The 22177-nt window shown below is 69.4% G+C and carries 19 protein-coding genes and 2 pseudogenes; 10 read left to right on the forward strand and 11 right to left on the reverse strand.

The window, feature by feature from the left end:
- Positions 1 to 8: 8 nt before the first annotated feature.
- Complete coding sequence (locus OHA17_RS39310; protein WP_406510534.1) at positions 9 to 293, reverse strand: hypothetical protein; 285 nt, start codon at positions 291 to 293, stop codon at positions 9 to 11.
- A 721-nt stretch (positions 294 to 1014) separates the two neighbouring features.
- Positions 1015 to 1320, reverse strand: a complete 306-nt coding sequence (locus OHA17_RS39315; RefSeq protein WP_406510535.1) for a hypothetical protein — start codon at positions 1318 to 1320, stop codon at positions 1015 to 1017.
- 851 nt (positions 1321 to 2171) lie between these two features.
- Here OHA17_RS39315 and OHA17_RS39320 point away from each other — a divergent pair.
- Positions 2172 to 2384: a hypothetical protein gene (locus OHA17_RS39320; protein ID WP_406510536.1), complete on the forward strand. Its 213-nt coding sequence runs from the start codon at positions 2172 to 2174 to the stop codon at positions 2382 to 2384.
- A 198-nt stretch (positions 2385 to 2582) separates the two neighbouring features.
- Here OHA17_RS39320 and OHA17_RS39325 read toward each other — a convergent pair whose 3' ends face one another.
- Positions 2583 to 2927 carry a hypothetical protein gene (locus tag OHA17_RS39325; protein WP_406510537.1) on the reverse strand — a complete coding sequence of 115 codons (345 nt, stop codon included), beginning with the start codon at positions 2925 to 2927 and terminating at the stop codon, positions 2583 to 2585.
- 239 nt (positions 2928 to 3166) lie between these two features.
- Here OHA17_RS39325 and OHA17_RS39330 point away from each other — a divergent pair, with 239 nt between their 5' ends.
- Positions 3167 to 3532, forward strand: coding sequence for a hypothetical protein (locus OHA17_RS39330; RefSeq protein ID WP_406510538.1), 366 nt, complete (start codon positions 3167 to 3169; stop codon positions 3530 to 3532).
- 277 nt (positions 3533 to 3809) lie between these two features.
- On the opposite strand, the gene OHA17_RS39335 is transcribed toward OHA17_RS39330, so the two are convergent.
- The 4 genes from OHA17_RS39335 to OHA17_RS39350 all read right to left on the reverse strand — a co-directional run bounded on the left by OHA17_RS39335 (position 3810) and on the right by OHA17_RS39350 (position 5882).
- Positions 3810 to 4286 carry a transposase gene (locus OHA17_RS39335; RefSeq protein WP_406510935.1) on the reverse strand — a complete coding sequence of 159 codons (477 nt, stop codon included), beginning with the start codon at positions 4284 to 4286 and terminating at the stop codon, positions 3810 to 3812.
- 1 nt (position 4287) lies between these two features.
- On the reverse strand, positions 4288 to 4638 hold the full coding sequence (locus tag OHA17_RS39340) for an IS3 family transposase (RefSeq protein ID WP_406510539.1): 351 nt from the start codon (positions 4636 to 4638) through the stop codon (positions 4288 to 4290).
- 55 nt (positions 4639 to 4693) lie between these two features.
- Positions 4694 to 4999: a transposase gene (locus tag OHA17_RS39345; RefSeq protein WP_406510540.1), complete on the reverse strand. Its 306-nt coding sequence runs from the start codon at positions 4997 to 4999 to the stop codon at positions 4694 to 4696.
- A 301-nt stretch (positions 5000 to 5300) separates the two neighbouring features.
- Positions 5301 to 5882, reverse strand: coding sequence for an RICIN domain-containing protein (locus OHA17_RS39350; RefSeq protein ID WP_406510541.1), 582 nt, complete (start codon positions 5880 to 5882; stop codon positions 5301 to 5303).
- 651 nt (positions 5883 to 6533) lie between these two features.
- Between OHA17_RS39350 and OHA17_RS39355 the strand changes: the two genes are divergently transcribed.
- Together OHA17_RS39355 and OHA17_RS39360 are read left to right on the forward strand one after the other, a co-directional pair.
- Positions 6534 to 7727 carry a serine hydrolase domain-containing protein gene (locus OHA17_RS39355; protein ID WP_406510542.1) on the forward strand — a complete coding sequence of 398 codons (1194 nt, stop codon included), beginning with the start codon at positions 6534 to 6536 and terminating at the stop codon, positions 7725 to 7727.
- A gap of 251 nt (positions 7728 to 7978) precedes the next feature.
- Positions 7979 to 8224, forward strand: a pseudogene (locus OHA17_RS39360) (GNAT family N-acetyltransferase); the annotation flags it as partial.
- A gap of 106 nt (positions 8225 to 8330) precedes the next feature.
- On the opposite strand, the pseudogene OHA17_RS39365 reads toward OHA17_RS39360, so the two are convergent.
- Positions 8331 to 9429, reverse strand: a pseudogene (locus tag OHA17_RS39365) (integrase core domain-containing protein).
- Between the two features lie 372 nt (positions 9430 to 9801).
- Here OHA17_RS39365 and OHA17_RS39370 point away from each other — a divergent pair.
- Entirely contained in the window at positions 9802 to 11364 is a 1563-nt protein-coding gene (locus OHA17_RS39370; RefSeq protein ID WP_406510543.1) for an alpha/beta hydrolase, read from the forward strand.
- A 405-nt stretch (positions 11365 to 11769) separates the two neighbouring features.
- On the opposite strand, the gene OHA17_RS39375 is transcribed toward OHA17_RS39370, so the two are convergent.
- Complete coding sequence (locus OHA17_RS39375) at positions 11770 to 12138, reverse strand: transposase (RefSeq protein ID WP_406510936.1); 369 nt, start codon at positions 12136 to 12138, stop codon at positions 11770 to 11772.
- A 201-nt stretch (positions 12139 to 12339) separates the two neighbouring features.
- Positions 12340 to 13914 (reverse strand): alpha/beta hydrolase, encoded by a 1575-nt coding sequence (locus OHA17_RS39380; RefSeq protein WP_406510544.1) that lies wholly within the window; start codon positions 13912 to 13914, stop codon positions 12340 to 12342.
- A gap of 681 nt (positions 13915 to 14595) precedes the next feature.
- On the opposite strand from OHA17_RS39380, the gene OHA17_RS39385 reads away from it, so the two are divergent.
- Positions 14596 to 15428 (forward strand): IS5 family transposase gene (locus OHA17_RS39385; RefSeq protein WP_406510545.1). Its coding sequence is split into 2 segments (ribosomal slippage): positions 14596 to 14937 and positions 14940 to 15428, totalling 831 coding nucleotides; the frame shifts between segments, so codons are not numbered across the junction.
- 472 nt (positions 15429 to 15900) lie between these two features.
- Here OHA17_RS39385 and OHA17_RS39390 read toward each other — a convergent pair.
- Positions 15901 to 16479 carry a TetR/AcrR family transcriptional regulator gene (locus tag OHA17_RS39390; RefSeq protein WP_398880797.1) on the reverse strand — a complete coding sequence of 193 codons (579 nt, stop codon included), beginning with the start codon at positions 16477 to 16479 and terminating at the stop codon, positions 15901 to 15903.
- A 326-nt stretch (positions 16480 to 16805) separates the two neighbouring features.
- Here OHA17_RS39390 and OHA17_RS39395 point away from each other — a divergent pair, with 326 nt between their 5' ends.
- The 4 genes from OHA17_RS39395 to OHA17_RS39410 are packed head-to-tail and all read left to right on the forward strand — an operon-like array spanning position 16806 to position 21667.
- A complete protein-coding gene (locus tag OHA17_RS39395) occupies positions 16806 to 17363 on the forward strand; it encodes a (2Fe-2S)-binding protein (RefSeq protein ID WP_406510546.1) in 558 nt (185 codons plus the stop codon).
- Positions 17360 to 18370, forward strand: coding sequence for an FAD binding domain-containing protein (locus tag OHA17_RS39400; protein ID WP_406510547.1), 1011 nt, complete (start codon positions 17360 to 17362; stop codon positions 18368 to 18370). The genes OHA17_RS39395 and OHA17_RS39400 overlap by 4 nt, the downstream gene beginning before the upstream one ends.
- Positions 18367 to 20541 carry a xanthine dehydrogenase family protein molybdopterin-binding subunit gene (locus tag OHA17_RS39405; RefSeq protein ID WP_406510548.1) on the forward strand — a complete coding sequence of 725 codons (2175 nt, stop codon included), beginning with the start codon at positions 18367 to 18369 and terminating at the stop codon, positions 20539 to 20541. Before OHA17_RS39400 ends, OHA17_RS39405 begins: the two co-directional genes overlap by 4 nt.
- Positions 20534 to 21667 carry an XdhC family protein gene (locus OHA17_RS39410; RefSeq protein ID WP_406510549.1) on the forward strand — a complete coding sequence of 378 codons (1134 nt, stop codon included), beginning with the start codon at positions 20534 to 20536 and terminating at the stop codon, positions 21665 to 21667. Before OHA17_RS39405 ends, OHA17_RS39410 begins: the two co-directional genes overlap by 8 nt.
- The last annotated feature ends 510 nt before the right edge of the window (positions 21668 to 22177 follow it).

The raw sequence follows: 22177 nt of genomic DNA on the forward strand, positions 1-22177 counted from the left end.
GCAGCTGTTTAGTCGTTCTCGTTGTCGACCCTGATGAGTTCATCGTCGTCGTCGCCGAGGAAGTCAGACACGAGCGCTTCCACGAGTTCGTCCTGTTCGACGCGTTCGGCCACCGCGAGGTCTCGGTCGAAGTCGGTGCGGGGTGCTTCCTCCACGATGACAGGGCGTGCTTGGATCTCCACCACTTCATTGGGCAGCACCGGATCGGGCTCGGCGGCCTGAGCGGTCCCTGACAGAGACAGGGCGGCGTCTGTCAGGGCGAGCGCGGTAAGTAAGCGCTTGGTGTTCTTCATGCCATATCAATGATCTTTAAGCTGTGAGGGTCACTGGGCACGGACGGCACCGACCTGTGACTGGGGCACCAGAGTGTCCGGGGCGCAGGTTCCGTCACGGGCATGGTTGCCAGCCGCCCGCCCCGGTCGTCCGCAACCCAAATGGCCTGCGCCCAGTCCGTTCCGAGCTCGGCGAGCTGCTGTTCGTTCAGCTTGTCGCGTCGGCTTTTCTGGTTGGACTGGACGTCGAGGACGGGGTGGTCGAACTGAACCGTTACGGCTCTTCGTACGCGATGGAGGGGGCGACGAGACCGACAGTGTCGCCGTCGGGGTCGCCTGGGTCGCCGTCGGTGGTGGTGGGGGGTGTGGGGTCGGTGGTGGTTGGGGTGGGGGCTCTTCTGGTTGGAGACCCACACCCCGAGCCGTACCTCTTGCTCGTGGCCGTCGATGGTGATCCGTTCGGAGTGCTGCCGCGAAATGACGGTCCGCTGCTCACGCTGGACGTACTGCGTAAGCGCCGCCAGGCACCGGGCGAGGGCCTCCGCGGCCCGCGCCGTCCCTGCCTTCGCCCGCCGGCCGACGGGGCCTTACGGGCCTGTGAATCCGTTCCGCGCAGTCCGTGAGATGGCCACCGCATCGCGCCCCGAGCTCAGGGCGGATTCGTACGGTCCGAGCCGCACTTCGTCGATGTCGGCTGCGGATCCGCCGTTCCCACCGCCGCCCGAGCCGGGACCCGTGTGGGCTACTTGCCGAAGATGACGGTGTTGTCGCAGCCCTGGCCTGAGCCGACGTTGGTGTTCTGCGTGCCGGGCGAGCCCTTGCCGCCGGACCGGTTGCCCGCCAGGCCGTTCTGGTACCCGGACTGGCCCTGTACGTCGGCGTTGTCTTCGACCGTGCTGCATGTGTTGCTCTGGTTGACGACGAGCGTCTTGGTCTCTTGGCCGGCGTGCTGGTGTTCGTCTCCGTGGGCGTAGGCGGTGCCGGTGCCGAGGAAGCCGATGGCGCTGATGAGGACGGCTACGACAGCGGTCTTTCGAGGCTTGCGCATATCTTCTCCGAGCGTTGAAGCGGACGCGTACGCGATCCGCCACCTCATAAGGTGACGAGAGGTTATGCGCAAGTGACTGATATCCGTTTGTCGGCGCGCCGGATCGTCTGACCAACGAGCAGGGGTGCCGGCCCCGCGGCCGGCCCAAGTTCCCGGTACGGCCAAGGCATCAAGAAGCTGGACGCAGGCGTAAGCGCTCCGCACACAACCACCCGTGTGGCCGCGTCACGAGCGCGCGGCACCCAGGCTCTTCGTCACTGCCCCGGGGCGCCGACAAACTCCCCCGTGCGGCGTCGCCGAGTTCGTTTCATGACGGCGCATCTCGACGACGTCACGCGCCGCGTACCGCGGGCAACGATCTCCGACAGCGCGGGAAGCGACCACCGAACAGGGGGCACGTCGCCTGATGAGCGACGTGTGGGTTCAGTGGATGGCGTCGGTTTTTTGCACTGGGTGTGTGTGGCGTTTTTCCTGGTGGTTGGGGTGGGTGGGGGTGTGAGGTGTCGTCTTCGTGGTGAAGGCCGCTGTCGTTTTCCGGTGAGGGTTGGTTGTCGTGTGTAGGGCGTAGCGGTCCGGTTGCCGAGGTCTGCGTCCTCGTGGTGGCGGCTGCTGCTTTCCGCGTCGGCGGGGCTTGCCGCACGAGGACTGGGGAGCTGGGTCAGCCTGGCCAGAGCGCGTGAAGCATGGGGTCGTCTGACTGTTTCACCCGCGTAATGCGCTGCTCCGGGCTTCTGCGCGCCCGTGCGCCCATGGTTTGGTCAGGTTGCAGTATCGGTAGGTGTCTCTTCTGTGATCACGTCGTCCTTCTGAGCGTCTCAGCAACACGCCAAGGGCGTGAAAGGAGCGGAATCATGAGGGCTCAACTCACCCGACTGGCCACCACTACTGCTGTTGCGGTCGGTCTGGTCCTTGGATCTGCCATCCCCGCTTCAGCCGCACCCAGCGATGGAGGCGGACTCGTCAACGTTGGCCTGAACAACGTCCTGTCTCAAGACCAAATCGATGCTCTCGCCAACGTCCATCAACTTCTCAGCGGCATCCTGAACCATATTGGGATTCTCTGATTACTGCCGGAGCAGGTGGGCGTTCGCAGCGCGTGCTTGGTCGGCCATCTCGGCAATCACGCGCCTGCTGAGGCCAGGGTCGGCACGTCATCCTGTCCGTCTCGTCGATGCCGGCCTGGCATAGGAACTCCACGAGATGGCGCCCGGAGTACCTGGCCGGCAGGCCGGCCAGGTACTGAAGAGTGTTCCCGGTGTTGGTTATGCCACGAGGACCACGGAGTTGATCGGCGTCATATCGTACGGCGCGTATTCGCCGGTGCCGCGGGATACGCCGGAGCAGTTGGTGCCGTTGTAGCCATAGCAGACCGTGAAGCCCGCGCCACCGGTCTGGCTGTTGACGATCACGCGATAGCCGGTGACGTTCGACAGGTTGTGGGCGCCGTAACTGTAGAGAATGTTCTTGCTCAGGAGACTGCCGTCCGTCTCACGGATACAGACTGCTCCGGATGGGCAGGCCGTTGCCGCATCGGCGCTGGGCGCCATGGCGAGCCCACCCCCTGCGGCCAGGGCCAGCGCCGCGGCGGCCGTTGTGATCTTGCGCATGCTTTCTCCCCCTCGTCTTGACGCCCGGTATGGGGTGCCTTCCCGAGAGTCCCTGCAGGATGCCTGCGTCACCAACGGTAATTCTGGCAATTATTGTGGTTACAGCGGAGATGTGTCCCATTCAGGGATTTGGCTCTTTCCGTCCTGTTCCTGCATGTCTCCCCTGTGGTGGGGGGTGCCATCGATGAGGGCTGTCTTGAGGCAGCCCCGCTCCGCGCTACTTCTCTGCAGGGGGCACCATGTTCCGATTCGTGGAAAGCGCGGTCTTCGGCCTGTCAGTTGTAGGCCTGAGTGCGGCAGGACTTGCAGTCCTGCAGGCCGCTGACGCCGCTCCGGACGGCGGCTGCCTTCAAGTCACCGTCCACACCGGCCAGTCCGACGCCATCAACGTGCGTGGCACCAACCAGAACGGGGCCTGGGTCAGCACCGACTGGCGCAACACCCCCAACCCCTGGACCCGCATCAACAACTGGTGGTGGAAGAAGGGCACCTACGTCCAGATCGAATACCAGGGCACCCACAGCGGCACCCACTTCCACGGCACCACCCCGTGCTATATCCAAGAAGGTGGCACACACAACTTCGCCGACTGCGCCGTCCGGTAACCCACCGTAGGTCACAGCAATAACATTTCCCGCTCCCGTCGCCAGGTTGAGGAAAGCCGGGGAAACCCGCAAGGTGATCCATGGACCGCCCGGAGTATGACGGAGCTCCGGCTGCTTTCTGCGGCCGGAGCTCCGTTGGTACCCGGGTTCTCGGCCCTAGATTTAGATCGGCCGCGCTCACAGGTCCGGTCCCCATGGTTTTCTGCGGACCGTCCTGTGTCCGGTCTTGCTCAAGGTGAGGCAGTGAAGTTTCCCCGTGACGTTGGACACTTGATCGTTACGCCGTGAGGGCGTGCTGTTGCCGCTGTCGTGTCTCGGCTGGTGTGAGGTAGCCGAAGGCCTTGTGCTTGCGCAGACGGCGGCGGTTATAGAAGGTCTCGATGAAGGCGAAGACGTCGGCACGTGCGGTGGCCCGGTCGGGCCAGAGACGGGTGCCGATCTCTTCTTTGAGCAGGGCCCAGAAACTTTCTGCAGCGGCGTTGTCGAAGCGCGACCCGGTGCGCCCACAGCTTTGCCGGAGCCCCAACTCGCCTATCTCCCGGCGGAATTCAGTGGACGTATATTCGCTGCCGCGATCCGAGTGCGCAATGCACCCAGGCTCCAGGGCAGCCCGGGCGTGGGCCATCTTCAGCGCGTCGACTACCAGACTCGCGCGGTGGTGGTCGGCCATCGCGTAGCCGACGACCTCGCGGGTGGCCAGGTCCAGCCAGCACGCGAGGCAGAGCCAGCCCTCGGCCGTCGGGAGGAAGGTGATGTCACCGACCCAGCTTGGTGCCGGGTTGCGCGGCGTGGATGTCGCGGCCGATCAGGTCCGGGGCCGGGCGGGCCTTCTTGTCCGGCCTTGTCAGCGAGCGCCGTTGGCGCCAGTGGGCTCCCTGGATGCCCTGCTCGCGCATGATCCGTTCAATGCGCTTGCGGTTGATCCGCCGTCCCGGGCGGCGCAGTTCGGCGTGGATGCGGGGAACTCCGTAGGTCTTGCGTGAAGCGATGTGCAGGACCGTGATCTCGTGGGCGAGGGCGTCGTCGGCCGCCTTCCGTGATGCGCGGACCTTCGCCGCATGCGCCAGGCGTAGAACGAGGAGCGGGCCACGTCCAGCAACCGGCACAGGAAAGCAACATCGTGGGTGGTCTTCTCCGCCTCGATGAATGTGTATATCGCGTTCATCGATCGCTCTCCTTCGCGAAGAAGACCGCGGCTTTTCGCAGCACCTCGATCGTCCTGGCCTGCTCGGCGGCGAGTTTGCGCAGCCGCTTGAGTTCCTCGTGCTCCTCGCTCGTGAGCTCGCCGGGCCGGCCCTCACCACGGTCGGCGCGGGCCTGTTTGTACCAGCTCCGGAGTGATTCGGGGCTCACCCCGAGATCCCGCGCGACCTCGGTGACCGTCCGGCCCGTGGAGTCCACCAGCGCGATCGCGTCCCGCTTGAACTCCTCCGTGTACCGCTTGCTGCGGTTGTTCTTGCTTCCCACCTGGCACTACTTCCTCTGGAACCTCACGTCCCAGTCTCCAGGTGTCCACGATCAAGGGGAAGCTTCAGCCGCCGGCTTCCCCCTGGAGGTCATCCACGAGCCGTCCGCGCACGACTGGACATAGCAGGGCCCTGGGGCCGCGCCCTCGGGTGCGGCCCCAGAGCCTTCTCGCAGGTGCTGGCCCTGCGCGCTGCGGTCGCCTTCACGCGACCGCAGCGCAGACAGTGTCACTGCGACTGTCTGCTGACCTGTGCGGGGGTTGTCGGCGGCTTGCGCTCACCGAGCGGTGTGTCCGCCGGGTTCAGAGGTACCAGGACTGGTCGTTTCGCCCGTTGCAGCCCCACTGGATCGCTTCGGCGCCCTGGGCGTTGCTGCCGTTCAGGATACCGAGGCACTGGCCGGACTTCTTGTTGACGAAGCGGTAGGTCCCGGTCTGGGGGCCGTTGTAGACCATGTGCCACTTCTGGTCGTCGTTTCCGTTGCAGCCCCACTGGATGGCGCGGGCGCCCTGGGCGGTGCTTCCGCCGTCGATACCGAGGCACTCGCCGTCATTGGAGTTGGTGATGGTGATGTAGATGTCGCCGGCCCCTTGGAAGGACCACTTCTGGTCGTCGTTTCCGTTGCAGCCCCACTGGATCGCGTGGGCGCCCCAGGAGCTGCTGCCGTTCAGGATGCCCAGGCACTGTTCGAGCTGTAGTTGTGAAGCGTGGAGGGGGCTGCCATGGCGGACGGGGCAGCCACCAGGGCCGCGGCGCCCGCGAGCGCGAGGCCGGCCGAGACAGATGCGAGTCGTCCAAGAACGCGTGTCATGGAGATGTCCCTTTTCAAGTTCAAGGTGACGCGGACCGACAGGCCAGCGTGCGCGTGCGATGCCCAGCCACACCCGTGAAGGACAGCGGCCGGGCAGATCGTTCAGTGACAGAACATCTGTAGCAGTGCAGGGTGCGCATCCCGCCGTCCCAAGGGGTGTTCACTCGTCCCGGCTCCATCCCGGGACGCCGGGTCGGGAGGCTGGGATGGGGCCGGGAAACGAAGCCGGCTGGTGCACGGAAGGCACGCCACGACTGACCTGGCCTGGTGAGGCCGCAGCGCGAGCAAGGCGCAGCACGGCACAGACTCACTTCGGCCTGCCCGGGGCGGCGCCGTCACGGCCCGCCGACGGCCGCGTGCCCGGTCTCGCTGCGCTCGCCCGGGACCGAGCGCTGCGCGCTCTCACGCGCTGCGGAAGCGGGCAGGCGGTCCCGGCGCGCTCCGCGCCCCGCTCCGCGCCCGAACGGTTCTCCGTGCTCGCCGCGCCCCTCTGCTCTGCCGGCTGGTCCGGGACGCGTACGGATGGTGCCGGCCGTGCAGTGTCTGCGCGGGACGGTGAACGTCGGGGCCCCTGGGGCTGTCCCCACCCCCGATCCGGGCGGTCGCCCCATCGCGTTGCCCCGTATGTCCCGGACACCATGGTGGCGGCGCAGGATGACGTGTCGACCCGAGTACGACGCGCGGCGCCGAAACCATGGCGGCACTCACCTCCGAGGATGCGAACATGACCCGATACCGACGCGCGTTGAGCGGCCTGCTCGCACTGGTCGCGGTGGTCGGCGGCACAGCCTGCGCGCGGGGCGACGACACTTCGGCGTGGCAGAACGCCGCGCACGCCACCACCGATGACGCCGCTGCCGACCACCCCCAGCTCCGTGTGCTCCTGCACCGGCTGACCACGAGGGACGGCGGTCCCGGTGCGCTTGTCGCGCTGGGGGGCAGGCCCGGCGGTGCGGTGCTGACCAGCGGTGTCGCGGACGTGAAGAGCCACGCGCCGATGCGCGGGGACAGCCGGTTCCGGATCGGCAGCATGACCAAGCCGTTCGTGGCGACCGTGGTCCTCCAACTGGTGGGCGAGGGGCGCGTGGTCCTCGACGCACCGGTGGAGCGGTACCTGCCCGGCGTGGTCCGCGGGCACGGCAACGACGGACGTAGGATGACGGTCCGTCAGCTCCTCCAGCACACCAGTGGCATCCCCGACTATCTGGACTACCTCAAGCCGGAGGACGTCCTCAACGACCCACTGGCGCACTACGACACCCGCGACCTCGTGAAGCTCGCGCTCGCCCACCCTCCGGCCTTCGAGCCCGGCACCGACTGGCGCTACTCCAACACGGGTTACCTGCTGGCCGGCATGCTCATCGAGCAGGTGACCGGCCACCCGTACGGCGACGAGATCCGCCGACGCGTCATCGAACCGCTCAGCCTGCGTCAGACGTCAGTCCCGGACGACGCCCCGGAGATCCGCGGGCCGCACCCGCGCGGCTACGCCCGGCCGGGCAAGGACGCGCCGCTCAAGGACATCACCGCACTCAACCCCACGGTCGCAGGCCCGAGCGGTTCCATGATCTCCAGCGGTGCCGACTTCAACCGCTTCCTGGACGCGCTTCTGAGCGGCAAGCTGCTTGCCCCGGCCCAACTCCACGAAATGATGAGGACCCGTCCGACCGGTGATCCGGGCGGCGGGGCCTACGGCCTCGGCCTGGAGAGCCACCCCCTGCCCTGCGGCGGCCTCGTCTGGGGGCACGACGGCGGCATCCCCGGCTACCAGACCACGGGCGCCGCCACGGCCGACGGCAGGCAGGCCACGGCCATGGTGAACCTCTACCTTGGCGGCACGGACGCCCAGAACGACGACATGACATCCGCCATCCAGACAGCACTCTGCGAGAGCCGCTTTTCGAGCCCGCCGCTCTAGGGCGTGACTAATGGGCCTCCGGTCGACTTCGTTCCTGCAGGCATGGCGCTCGGCCGAAGCCGGTAGGCCAGCCGCCGGCAGGGGAACAGGTTGCACGACCGACGGTCCGCTCTGTGCTCCGGCCGCCGCAGGACGGCCGATGTCGCGGCCACCATCGAGACGGGGGCACCCTCCGGGGTCTCCCAGAACGTGAAGTGCCTGTCGCCGAAACGCGAGTCCTCGCATGAGCCGGTGTCGATCAAGTCGAGGGAGTCGTCGGCGGCATGGTCCGGGTGGACCCCGTCTACACCCCGGCCCACCTCAGTGGCCGCGGCTACGCGGGAGCTGTGACCGTCGAGGTGAGCAGGGCCGCGCTCGCCGCGGGGGCGACGGACGTTGTCCTGTTCACGGACCCGGACAACCTCACCGGCAACGCCCTCTACCAGCGCGTTGGGTACGTTCATGTCGCCGACTTCGCCGGGCACAAGTTCTCCTACGGCGCACCAGAGGCCGAGTGAGGGTCACGCCTGGATAGGGCATAGGCCGTATCGCCAGTAGCCCCCCATACCGGCGATACGGCGGGCTGTGGGGCACTGGGCCTGCCGAATATCTCATCCGGCCAGGTCACGCGGCATGTTGGTACTCGTGGATTACTCCGCCGAGCCGGTCGTGTCGGCGTATGTCCAGGCGGGTGATTCGTCCGGGATCGGTGATCGGTTCGGGCACCGCGCGTAGGGGCGCTGCCTGGTTCATGGCCTGGTTGGGCCGGTGCGTGTTGTGGTGGTGCTCGAACTCGCGCAGGGCCTGGCGCAGGTGGCGTTCGTTCCAGATCAAGGTCCGGTCCAGGAGCTCGTGGCGGCATGTCTGCACCCAGTGCTCCATGACGGAGTTCATGCGCGGTATGCGGATGCCGGAGAGCCCGACCTGGATGCCGGCGTCGCTCAGGATCTGGTCGAAGAGCGCTGGGAACTTCGCGTCCCGGTCGCGGATCAGGTAGTTGACGGTGGCTCCGGCATCTTCGAGGTCCATGGCCAGGTTCCGGGCGGCCTGGCCGACCCAGTGGGCGGTGGGATGCGCGGTGGTGCCCAGGACGCGGACGCGGCGGGTGGCGTGCTCGATGACCGCGAGGATGTACTGCCGTTGGCCGGTTAGGGTGACGGTCTCGATGAAGTCGCACGCCAGGAGGGCGTCGGCCTGGGAGCGCAGGAAGTCGGCCCAGGTGGTGGCGCTGCGGCCCGGCGTGGGGTCGATCCCTTCGGCTTCGAGGATCTCCCAGACGGTGGAGGCGGCGACCTTGATGCCGAGGGCGGCGAGTTCGCCGTGCACGCGCCTGTACCCCCACGACGGGTTCTCCCGAACCAGGCGAAGGATCAGAAGACGGATCGAGCGAATGGTACGCGGGCGCCCCGGCCGCTTCGGGCGGCAGAGGCGGGTGTGACGCTGCCTCATCGGGTCACGATGCCAGCGCAGCACAGTCTCCGGTTGGACCCAGCAGCCGCAGGCGGCGCACGACCTCGCCCGGCAGCGGGGCGAGGAGCGCAGAGAGCAGAGCGCGGTCCGTCGGAGCGAACTTCACCCTGTCCGCACCGAGCTGCCGCTCAAGGACGGTGGCTTGATGGCGCAGGGTGAGGATCTCCACGTCCTTGTCCCGGGCGCTCATCGGCAGCAGACGCAGGGCGGCGAAGGCGTTGGTGACAGTCAGGTATGCCAGGCGAAGCAACACGAGTGCTCATCCTGCCGCAACCACCAAGCAAGCCCGTGAGCAGCACGGATGACATTCTCGGCAGGCGCAGAGCAGGTGAGCAGCACGGTCGGGGCGCGCGGCGGTGTCCTTCTGCAACCGGGTGGGACGGGGGACGGTAGGGGTGGCCTTACGGGAGCCGGGGGGATAGCAGCAGTGAACGGGGACGGCTGCTCCGTCTAGCGTCTGACGGTATGGAACATGCACAGAACACCTCGAAGAGATCGCCATCGTCATACGCCGGCCCGCCCGACCCGTGGCTCGCGCGCTGACAGGGGCTGCGGTGCCAACGACCTACCCGGTGCACATGCAAGGCGATGTCGATCGCGACATCCAACGCCTCAAGGAGACTCCGTGACCACCCCCAGCTCGGCCGCGCGCCGTACCTCGGCCGTTGGCCTCGCCCTCGCCACCTGCCTCGGCGCGGCCCCCAATGTCACGGCCGCGGCAGTCCCCGCCGCACCGAAATCAGAGGCCGGGCTCGACCGTTACCACCACCAGCACCTGCGCTGGGGCAACTGCGCCACGAACCCGGACGACACCATGGGCCGCGATCTGGACAAGGCCGGCGTGCGGTGCGCGGACGTCGTTGTGCCGCTCGACTACGCGGCTCCCAATGGCCGTACGATCACCATCGCGATATCCCGGCTCAAGGCCACAGACACCCGTCATCGCATCGGCTCGATCCTGCTCAACAACGGCGGCCCCGGCGGTCCCGCCCTTCAGTCGCCGCCCGAATTCCACGCGTGGATGAAGAAGGCCGGCCCGCGGTACGACATCGTCGGCTTCGACCCGCGCTTCGTCGGGCGTAGCACCCCGCTGGACTGCGGATGGTCCGTCGGTACCAACCTGTTCTCGGCCGGTATCAGCCGGGCCGGTTTCGAGCGCCAGGTCGCCCTCCAGAAGGACTTGGCCGCCAAGTGCCGTGCCTCCAACGCCTCCGTGCTGCCGCACGTCAGCACGCGCAACACGGCCCGTGACATGGACGTCATCCGCGGTGCGCTCGGCGAGGAGAAGATCTCCTACTTCGGCTACTCGTACGGTACTTACCTGGGCACCGTCTACACTCAGATGTTCCCCGGCCGCACCGACCGCATGGTCCTGGACGGTGCCGTCGACCCGCGTATGTACGGCCCCCGGCTGCTCCGAAGGACCACCAGCGAGAACGAGCGGGCGCTCGCCGACTGGGCCACCTGGGCAGCCGCCCGCAACGAGACCTACGGTCTCGGCCGCACCCGCGCCCAGGTTCTCGCCATCGTCGATCGCGTCATCAGGGCGTCCGCGCGCGGCCCGCTGACGGTCGGCACCGCCCCGGAGACCTTCCAACTGGATGACACTCAGGTTCCGTTGGTCCTGTTCTCCGGGGTCGACAGCGACACCGATGCGTCCCGGGCAGCGCTCAGCGACCAGGTGTCCGCGCTCAACAAGGCCGCGGCCGGGCAGTTGACCCAATTGTCGCCCCAGTTCGAGGAGACCCTGCGGGCGGCGACGACCGGAGAGCAGTCGCATCATGGCAGCGTGCAGTCTGCGGTCTTCTGCGGGGACCGGGCGGCCCCGCGCGATCCCGAGGTCTACTGGCGGGACATCGAGCGCAGCCGTGCCGCTTCCCCGCGTTTCGGCGCGCTGACCAACAACATCACCCCGTGCGCGTTCTGGGACCGGCCCCGAGAGGAACCCACCCGGGTGCAGCAGGACGCCAAGGTACTGATCGTGTCCGCCACCGGTGACCCGCGCACCCCGCACAAGGGCGCCGTCGCCCTGCACGGACTGCTGCCGAGCTCCAGGCTCATCACCTTGGAGGGCGCCAACCGGCACGCCATCTACGGCCTTTACGGGAACATGTGCGTGGACAGCAAGGTCAACCATTACTTGACCACCGGCAAGCTGCCCAGCGACGACCAGATCTGCTCCAAGTAGGTCAGGCGCTGCCGGAAGTCACACAGCCACCGGCCTCTGCCCGATGTGGAACCACCGTGGCACCCAGCCCAGCGTCCAGCGCCCTGGACTCCACGGTGGGGACCAGCCGCACTCTGACACTCTCAGCGGCGCCGTCGGCGAAGCCGCGCGGCGCCCTCCTCGGTGGCTGAGTCGATCAGTGGGCCGTGCCCCAAGTCGCAGTCCACGGGGGTAGGGCCGTCCCTCGGGAGGAGCCGCACCCAGATCGCCTACGACCTTGCCTACACTCCCTTGGGCACCCCCGTCCGGGAGCTGGTACTGATTGCCGGGTCGCGCTGGGTGATCCAGAGTGTTTCCAGGCCGCGAAGAACGAGTGAGGCCTGGACCAGTACGAAGTCCGCCGCTACGTCGGTTGGTTTCGGCACATCACCCTGCCGTGCTCGCGCCCGCCTTCCTGGCGGCTACGGCAAACACCAGACCAGGGGAAAGAGTGCGGAACCGGAGGGCAGTTGGGACCATCGCGCTCACAGTGGCGGAGGGCCGGCGACGCTTGGCATCTTGTCGGCCTCGGCCCCCGCACCTGTGCGGACGACGAGGCCGACGCCGCGCGATGAGCTGATCGAATGGGCGCCGACGACGCAGGCAAGCGCACGTCGCTGCCATTACCTGGCGCAGGTCGCGGCAAAGTTCCAGGACAGTCTCCACGTCCGACAGGCCGTTCAGGACCTGTAGCACCACCACGGTGGACAGCACCTGCGGCGGATAGCTCGGCCGCCCGTTCTTGGACGGGTGCATGTCCGCGAACGTCCCTGCTGGGAACAGCGCCTCCCGGTGGTCGGTCAGGAACGCGAACACTCTCCGCTGCGAGATCAACTCCCGGCAGGCTTCCCACACGTCAGGAGGCCTCACCGGAGGAGCCTCGCCTCCCTGTATACCCACAGTGTGGCCCCGCCCCTTCCGGGCCGGGGCCACAACCCCAGCATCTTCAGTGATCTTCTAGCCGACCCGCTTGACGCAGGTCTGGTCCTTCGTCGGCAGGTTACCGGTGGCCAGGTAACTGTTGACCTTGTCGTCTACGCACGCGTTTCCGTAACGTCCGTAGAGGGCGTGCCTGTTCGCGCCTTCCAGAGTGAGCAGCCTGGAGCCCGGCAGGTGGTCGTGCAGTTCGACGCTGCCCTTGTACGGGGTGCGCGGGTCGCCGGTCGCGGCCACGATCAGCGCCTTGGCGCCGTGCCGTATCCGGGTGGGTTCCTCGCGGGGCCGGTCCCAGAAGGCGCAGGGGCCGATGTTGTTGGTCAGCGGGCCGAACAGTGGGTGCGCGGCACGGCTGCGCTCGATGTCCCGCCAGTAGACCTCGGGATCGCGCGGGGCGGCCGCGTCTCCGCAGAGCACTGCGAGCTGTACGCCCGAGGGCTCGCCCCCGCCGTGCAGCATGTAGCGGAGCCCCGCAGCGAACTCCGGGGACAGCGCGGTCGGCGCTGCGCCCGCGGCGGCCTTGTCGAGTACGGACATTTGCTCGGCGAGGGATGCCCGCGTCCTCTCGCTGTCGTCCCCGAGGCCCGTGAAGAGGAGGACCGGTACCTGGCTGTCATCGAGCCGGAAGGTCTCGGCGCCGACGCCGACCGTCAGCGGGCCGCGGGCGGACGCCGTGACGACGCGGGCGATGGTGGCGAGCACCTGCGCGCGGGTGCGGCCGAGGCCGTAGGTGTCGTGGCGCCGGGCCGCCCAGGCAGCCCAGCCGGAGAGGGCCATCTCGTTCACGCGCTCGGAGCCTTGCAGCAGCCGGGGGCCGTAGTCGCCCGGGGAGATCGCCCCGTCGAGCACCATCCGGTCGGTGCGGCCGGGGAACAGCTGTGTATAGACCGTGCCCAGGTAAGTGCCGTACGAGTAGCCCAGATAGGAGACTTTTCGCTCGCCGAGCGTGCCGCGGATGACGTCCATGTCGCGGGCCGTATTGCGGGTGCTGACGTAGGGGAGCACGGCGGCACCGGTGGCACGGCACTTGTCGGCGAGGCTCTTCTGCAGGACGACCTGGTGGTCGAAGCCCGCCCGTCCCGCGCCGGCCGAGAGCCAGGACACCCCCACGGGCCAGCCGCAGTCCAGCGGGGTGCTGCGGCCGACGAAGCGCGGGTCGAAGCCGATGATGTCGTAGCGCGCGCCGACCTCCTTCATGGCTTTGCGGGCGTCCGGCGGGGATTGGACGGCGGGGCCGCCGGGGCCGCCGTTGTTGAGGAGGATCGAGCCGATGCGATGGCGGGTGTCGGTGGCCTTGAGGCGGGACACCGCCACGCTGATCGCGCGCCCCCGGGGAGCGGTGTAGTCAAGCGGCACGGTCACGTCCGCGCACTGCACACCGGCCGTGTCCAGGTCGCGGCCCGTGGTGTCGGTGGGGCCCTTGACGCAACTGTCCCAGTGGAGGGGTTGCCGGTAGTAGCGGTCGAGAGCAGTTCCGGAGTCGGTCTTGGCAAGGGGCTCCTGGGCCGAGGCCAGGGCAGGCGACGTGGTGCAGCAGGCGGCGAGGGCGAGGCTCGCGGCGATGGTGCGCCGCACCGCGGGGCTGAGGGTTGTCACGGGTCTCCTTGGGGCGGTCGGTTGTCACGGGTTCTGGCGGCGACGGTGTCCTCGCGACGGCGGGGCCCGTGGCGGAAGGGGTCCGCACTGCGAGGCGGGCCGCGCCGCATGAGGCGGTTGACTCAGGTCGGCTGATCGTGGGCCCACCGGCCACTGGTGCTGCTCACCGAGTCCGGCTTGATGTGACGGGCGCCGTGGCGAGTGTGGTCGTAGGTCGCTGGAGCAGGCCGCCCGCGGTGGGCCGTGTGTGTGGGGGGCCACCAGACGCTCCGGACGAGGAGTGTGGCCAGGGCGGGGACCAGCACCAGTGAGAGGACGAGTGCGGAGAGCACCGTGGGAGGTCATCGCCCTCTGGGCGGTGCTGGGTGTCGCACTTATCGCCCTGACCCCGACGCCACCACGGTGACGGTGCTGGTCGCCCACGCGATGTCTGGTGGAGTACCGGCTCAAGGCGCGGATCATGATGTCCTCCGGCGGACGGACTTGAGTGCGGACGTCTGCCAGGGGGCTCCCAGCCAGGCTCCAGCCCATCACCGGAGAGGGCAACCGGTCGTCGTGGCAGCGGATGATCAGGACCGGGGACCTGGGTCCCTCCCGGGCTCCCGACCAGGACCCTGGTCCTTGTCCTGGTCCGGGGCACCGGACCAGGACTGTCGCTGTGTGGGGGGGCAGGACCTCAATATGGGGCAGGGGACGTGGAGTTGGATTGTTCCGGATGGGCTGTGGGAGATCGCGAAGCCGTTGATCCCACCCTCCAAGGTGCGGCCACAGGACGGCGGAACACGGGACAGACCTGATGAGACGCTGTTCGTGGCCATCATCTACCTGCTGGTCAGCGGCTGCGCCCGGCGGGCTCTGCCGCCGTGCTTCGGTATCTCGAAGTCGACCGCCCACCGCCGGTTCCTGGTCTGGTCGCGGGCGGGTGTGTGGGGTCGGCTGCACCGGGCCGTGCTCGACAGACTCGCTGAGAAAGACCTGCTCGACCTCTCCCGCGTCCTTCTCGACACCGCTCATGTGCGGGCCAAAAAAAAGGGGGCGAACTCACAGGTCCGAGCCCCGTGGACCGGGGTAAACCCGGTTCCAAGATGCATATTCTGTCCGACCGGTCGGGACTGCCTCTCGTGGTCGGTATCTCACGTGACAACACCCAGGACTGCCAGGGGCTGAAGGCCATGGTCGCCGGGCTCCGATCGAGACACGATCCCGACCGGGGCCGGTACTACAAGCCGCGCAAGCTCCACGCCGACAAGGCGTACGACCAGCCCGACCTGCGGAAATGGGTCCGCGGCAAGCGCATTGGCGTACGGATCGCCCGCAAGGGCATCGAGTCCAGTGAGCGTCTGGGGCGCCACCGTTGGGCGGTCGAGCGCACCATGAGCTGGCTGACCGGCTACCGCCGGCTGAGCCCCCACTACGAACGCCGCCCCCGCAACTACCTGGCCTTTCTCGGCCTCGCCGCCGCCCTCTGCTGCTACAAGCGATACATCCGCCTCACCACACAGGGCACCGTCTAAGCTGAGAACGCATCCTGTCCGGGGCTGCAGGCTGGCCCGGCTGAGTACTGACCCGCATCGAGGGCACCTGGCGATCCCCCACCCGGCCTGCCAGGGTTCATCAGCAGTACTCCGTGGGCGCTTACCCGGGTCCGCGCTCTTGACCCGGGAGACGGCTAGATCGACTACCGGCCCGTCGGGTCGCTGATAGTCAAGCGGACACCTTCCCCCGCCGAGATCGCCAACCCGTGCTCCGCCAGGCTTCGTTGGAGTTCGGATGCTTCCGGACATCCTTGTTCGCGGCCACGTACGTCGACGGTGACGGGAGGGCCGTGAGGCTGCCCCGGTCCTGCATGATCTGCCCCATGTGCGAGCGGCGCACCGTCCACGCGCTTTCGCCGCGGCCGCCGAACGGGCCCACGCGGCCGAACACGCCGAACGCTCGTCCCGCGCCCGCTACCTGCACGTGCCGCACCTGCACCGGCGCGACCCCTCAGGAACCCGGTGCGCCCGTCCGCAGCCCGTCCATGACGAGGTCGAGGAGACGGGTCGAGCGTGTCTGCCAGTCGCTGTGCGGGTCGATCTGGAGCAGCCCGGCAATTGCGAGCAGGAAGTCGTCGGGCGTCACTCCGGGACGGATCGTGCCCGCCTCCTCGTTCGCCCGCAGCAGCATCGATACCGCCGCGACCATGGGGGCGTGGCCCAGGGCGCCCAGGGTGCGGTAGGCCGTGGTGCCGCCGCGCAGGGCTGCCGCCAGACCGACCTTCGCCATCACGTACTGGGCCAGGCGGTCCATCCATTCCCGCAACGCCCGGTCCGGCGGCCGGGTTTGGACGAGGTGCGCCGCCGCGTCCGAGAGTTGCTGGACCTCGTAGCGGTAGACCTCCAGGACGAGCGCCTCGCGGTTGGGGAAGTTGCGATAGAACGTGCCCTGCCCGACACCGGCCTTCTTGGCGATCGAGCTCAGCGGCGTGTCGGCCGAGCAGGTCAGCTCCTCCAAGGCCACTTCCAGGATGCGCTCGCGGTTGCGCAGGGCGTCCGAGCGCAGGGGTGCGTCCTTCTTGTGCCGCATCCGTCCTCCTTCCGACGCCCGGTACTCCGGCGCCCCTGGGACTCGTGCCCGAAGTCCTCTTGCTAAGCGGACAGCTGTCCGTTAGGTTCGAGGCTAACGGACAATTGTCCGCTTGACTGCACCATAGCGGCACGCGGAGCCCGTGCAGCTGGTCGGAGGGCCGCGCGATCGGGCCGCGTTCCGCCGCACATGCCGCCCATCTCGGCCCCGCCCTTCGTCTCCGTACCCCTTTGCTTCGCGCACACGCCTCAGGCGCACGTGACAGGGGCCTTCCGGCCCCCGGCCTCGCCCGCCGTCCACACCACGCACGTGAAAGAAGGCTGTTCATGGCCCCGTTGACGTCCAGCGTCATCACCCTCAACATCAACGGCGAGAAGCACACGCTGCCCGTCGACCACCGCACCACGCTGCTCGACGCCCTGCGCGAGCGACTCGATCTGACCGGCACCAAGAAGGGCTGCGACCAAGGCCAGTGCGGGGCGTGCACGATCCTGGTCGACGGGCGCCGGGCGGTCTCCTGCCTCCAACTCGCGGTCGCCGCCGAGGGCCGCGTCATCACCACCATCGAGGGGGTCGCGGACGGCGATCGGCTGCACCCGGTGCAGCAGGCCTTCCTCGACCTCGACGGCTTCCAGTGCGGCTACTGCACGCCGGGGCAGATCTGTTCGGCCCTCGGAGTGATCGAGGAGCACACGGCCGGCTGGCCCAGCGCCGTCAGCGCCGACGTCAGCCCCAAAGCGGAAGCACCACCGCTCAGCGCCGAGGAGATCCGAGAGCGAATGAGCGGCAACCTGTGCCGCTGCGGGGCGTACGTGGCGATCGTGGCGGCGGTCGCCCGGGCGGCCGGGGACGCGACGGACACCGCCAAGGAGGCGGTGGCGTGAGGGAGTTCGGCTACCAGCGGGTGCACGACGTCCGCGGCGCGGTCGCGCTGCTCGGCGCGGAGCCCGAGGCGCGCTACCTGGGCGGCGGCACCAACCTCGTCGACCTGATGAAGGCCGGTGTGGAGCGGCCCGCGCTGCTGATCGACGTACGGGAACTGCCGCTCGACCGGATCGAGGCGACGGCGGACGGCGGCCTTCGCATCGGCGCGACTGTCACCAACAGTGACCTCGCAGCCCACCCGCAGGTGCGACTCGGCTATCCGGCGTTGGCGCAGGCCGTGCTCGCCGGCGCCTCCGGTCAGCTGCGCAACATGGCGACCGTGGGCGGAAACCTGCTCCAGCGCACCCGCTGCGGATACTTCACCGACACCGCGCTGCCGTGCAACAAGCGTTCTCCGGGCAGCGGTTGCCCCGCCGTGGCGGGGGAGCACCACAATCACGCCATCCTTGGCGCCACCGAGCACTGCGTCGCCGTGCACCCCTCCGACATGGGCGTCGCGCTCGCGGCCCTCGACGCGGTCGTGTCGTACGAGACGGCCGCCGGGCCGGGCGAGCTGGCGATCACGGACTTCTACCTGCCTGTGGGGGACACCCCGCACCTGGAGACCGCGCTGCCGAGCGGAGCGCTGATCACCGGGATCACCCTGCCGCCCGCTCCGGTCGCGGCCAACTCCCGCTACCGCAAGGTCCGCGAGCGCGCCTCGTACGCGTTCGCAATCGGCTCTGTCGCCGCCGCCCTGGACGTACAGGAGGGAGTGGTGCGCGACGCGCGCCTGGCCCTGGGGGCCGTCGCGTCCCGGCCGTGGCGGGCGCGTGCCGCCGAGCGGGCGCTGATCGGCGGACCGGCGAGCGCCGAGGCATTCGCGGCCGCCGCCGCCACCGAACTGGCCGCCGCCGAGCCGCTGCCCCACAACCGCTACAAGCTGGCCCTGACACGCAACCTCGTCGTGGCGGTGCTGACCGAACTCGCCGAGCAGGCCGACCCCGCCGAGGAGACCGTCCGATGACCACCACGACCGGAACCCCCGTCACCACAGGCGCGGTCGGCGCCGCGCACAGCCGGGTCGAGGGCCGGGACAAGGTCACCGGAGCGGCTCGCTACGCCGCCGAGGTCCCCTTCGCCGACCTCGCTCACGGATGGATGGTCGCCTCCACCGTCGCCCGGGGCCGGATCCTGGAGGTGGAGGACGCCCCCGTCCTCGCCATGCCGGGCGTCCTCGCCGTCCTGCACCACGGCAACGCCCCGCGCGTGAACGGGGAATTCATCGGTCTCCTCGGTCGGCCCGACCCCGTCATGGCGGCGTTCCAGCACGACCGCGTGCCGTTCGTCGGCTGGCCGATCGCCCTGGTCGTCGCCGAGACCTCCGAACAGGCCAGGGAGGCGGCCGAAGCGCTGGTGGTGCGCTACGACACCGAGCCGCACGACGTCGCCTTCTACGCGGGCCGCCCCGGCACGTACACGCCGGAGAACTCCCCGATGCTGCAGGCCGAGACCACGAAGGGCGACCTGGAAGCCGAACTCGCCGCGTCCGCCGTCGTCGTGGACGCCCGCTACACCACGCCGGAGGAGCACCACAGCTCGATGGAGCCGCACGCGGCCACCGCCCGGTGGGAGGGCGGCCGCCTGGAGGTTCACGACTCCAACCAGGGCAGCAAGTGGGTGGCGGACGAACTCGCCGCGCTGTTCTCGCTCGATCCGGCCTCGGTCCGCGTGCGCTCCGAGCACGTCGGCGGCGCCTTCGGCTCCAAGGGCGTCCGCCCCCACCAGGTGCTCGCCGTGATGGCAGCGACCGTCCTGGACCGCCCGGTCCGCGTCGTACTGACCCGTCACCAGATGTTCTCCGTCGTCGGCTACCGCAGCCCCACCGCGCAGCGCGTCCGGCTCGGCGCCGACGCGGACGGCCGGCTGCGCGGCCTCGACCACCAGGCGCAGAGCCTCACCTCGACCGTCTTCGAGTTCGTCGAGCAGAGCGCCTCCTTCGCGCGGATCATGTACGACGCCGACGCGCACCACACCGTCAACCGCGTCGTCCCGCTGGACGTCCCCACGCCCACCTGGATGCGGGCACCCGGCGAGGCGCCCGGGTCCTTCGCCCTGGAGTCCGCCCTGGACGAGCTCGCCGAGAAGTGCGGCATCGACCCGATCGCGCTGCGGGCACGCAACGAGCCGTCCGCGGGACCGGTCTCCGGACTGCCCTTCAGCAGCCGCAACCTGAACGCATGCTTCCAGGAGGGCGCGCGCCGCTTCGGCTGGGCCGACCGCGACCCGCGTCCCGGGCTGCGCAGCGAAGGGCGCTGGCTGCTCGGCACCGGCACGGCGGCGGCCACCTACCCCTCGGGCGTCGCCCCCTCCACGGCGGCCGTGACGGCCGAGGCCGACGGCACCTTCACCGTGCGCATCACCGCGGCGGACGTCGGCACCGGGGCCAGGACCGCGCTGACCCAGATCGCCGCCGACGCGCTCTCAGTGGCGGCGGAGCGCGTCCACGTGCGCATCGCGGACAGCGACTTCGGGCCGGCGATGGTCGCCGGCGGTTCGACCGGCACGCGCTCCTGGGCCTGGGCCGTGATGGCCGCCGCCGGGGAGCTGCGGGAGCAACTGGCCCTGGGCGGAGACATTCCGCCGCAGGGGATCACCGCCCGCTCCAACACCGCCGATCTCGTCGGCTCCCTCCCGCCGAAGGAACGGCACTCCTTCGGGGCGCAGTTCGCCGAGGTCGCGGTGGACGTCACCAGCGGCGAGGTCCGCGTCCGCCGACTCCTCGGGATCTTCGCGGCGGGCCGGATCGTCAACCCCCTGACCGCACGCAGCCAGTTGGTGGGCGGCATGACCTGGGGCCTGTCCATGGCCCTGCACGAAGAGGCGATCAGGGACCAGGCGTCCGGCGGGCACGTCGGCGCCGACCTCGCGGGCTACCACTTCGCGGCCAACGCCGACGTGCCCCTCATCGAGGCGGACTGGGTGGACGACCCGGTGCCCGACGACCCGGTCGGCGGGATCAAGGGCATCGGCGAGATCGGGATCGTGGGTGTCGCGGCGGCCATCGCCAGCGCGGTCTGGCACGCCACCGGCGTACGCCACCGCGACCTGCCGATCCGCCCCGACCGCGTCCTGCGGGCCGCGAGCGCCCCGCAGGCGGCCGGACAAGCAGCTCCCGAGGACGGCTCCCTTGCTTGACCTGGCGGGGGAGTTGCGGCGCTGGGTCGAGAAGGGGCGGGACTTCGCCGTGGCCACCGTGGTGGCCGTCGGCGGCAGCGCGCCCCGCCGGCCCGGCGCGGCCCTCGCCGTGGACAGCGCGGGCACGGCCATCGGTTCGGTGTCCGGCGGGTGCGTCGAGGGTGCGGTGTACGAGCTGTGCGGGCAGGCGTTACAGGACGGCCGCCCGGTGCGCGAGCGGTTCGGCTACAGCGACGAGGACGCCTTCGCCGTGGGGCTGACCTGCGGCGGAGTGATCGAGGTCCTGGTGACGCCGGTGACCGCCGCCGCGCCGGACCGGGAGGTGCTGTGCGCGGCGCTGTCCGCCGCAGCCGAGGGCGAGACGGCCGCGCTCGCCCGGGTCGTGGACGGCCCGGGCGGCTTGCTGGGCAGGGCGCTCTTTGTCCGGTCCGACGCCTCCTACGAGGGCACCCTGGGCGGGCGGCCGGAGTCGGCCCGCACGGCGGCGGACCTGGCACACGCCCTGCTGGAAGCGGGCCGCACCGGCACGTTCGCCCTGGAGTGCACGGACGAGGGCGTCGACGAAGGCCCGCTGACCTTCTTCGTCGAGTCACTCGTGCCCCCGCCCCGCATGATTGTTTTCGGCGCGGTCGACTTCGCCTCGGCGCTGGTGCGCACCGGCAAGTTCCTCGGCTACCACGTGACCCTGTGCGACGCACGGCCCGTCTTCGCCACCCGGGCCCGCTTCCCCGAGGCCGACGAGGTGGTAGTCGACTGGCCGCACCGCTATCTGCGGCGCACCGGGACCGACGGGCGCACCGTGCTGTGCGTGCTCACCCACGACGCCAAGTTCGACGTGCCCCTCCTGGAGGAGGCGCTGCGGCTGCCGGTGGCGTACGTCGGAGCGATGGGGTCGCGGCGCACCCACGAGGACCGCGAGCGCAGGCTGCGTGAAGTCGGCGTCACAGAGGGGGAGTTGGCGCGGCTGCGCTCGCCGATCGGCCTCGACCTCGGCGCCCGTACGCCCGAGGAGACCGCCCTGTCCATCGCGGCCGAGATCATCGCGCTGCGGGAGGGCGGCACGGGCGCCCCGCTGACCGGTGCGCGCACGCCGATCCACCGCGACAGGAGGCGGGCGGCCGCGTGAGCTCGCTCTGTCGGAGATCTTGGAGTTGCTGACGTCAGCTGCCCAAGGTAGCGACAGCGTCGCATGCTGTGGCCGTGGGCGAATTCGTTATCCCTCCACTCCGGAGCGGACCGCGTAGCGGTCTCCCACTCCGGTGTCTGTTGCCTGGTGCGGAGGCGGGGTTGCAGGCGCGGCGGGGGACCTGAAGACTGGAATCCGGCCTGACTGCTCTGGGGTGTACGGGACGAGCGTTCCGTCACCGGTCGGGTGGCCAGCCGTCCGCCCCGGGCCGTGGTCACTCCCACGGCCCCGCGCGGGGCTTCCCGGGCCGCGGGCGTGCCCTCTTCCCCCGGGCGGGCGGGGTGCGCGAAGTCCCAGGATCTGACCCAGGTCCCGGGACTGCCTTCGTGCACTTCTTATTTTCCTTGACCGCCATCTCGACGAGCGACGGCGACCGGGGTCACCCGGCCGCGTTCTTCTGCGCTAGGGCAGTGTGGTGACGGTGGCGACGTCGAGTTGTTGGTATGCCTC

It is taken from the genome of Streptomyces sp. NBC_00212 (assembly GCF_045206365.1).
In the GTDB taxonomy this organism is placed as follows: Bacteria; Actinomycetota; Actinomycetes; order Streptomycetales; family Streptomycetaceae; genus Streptomyces.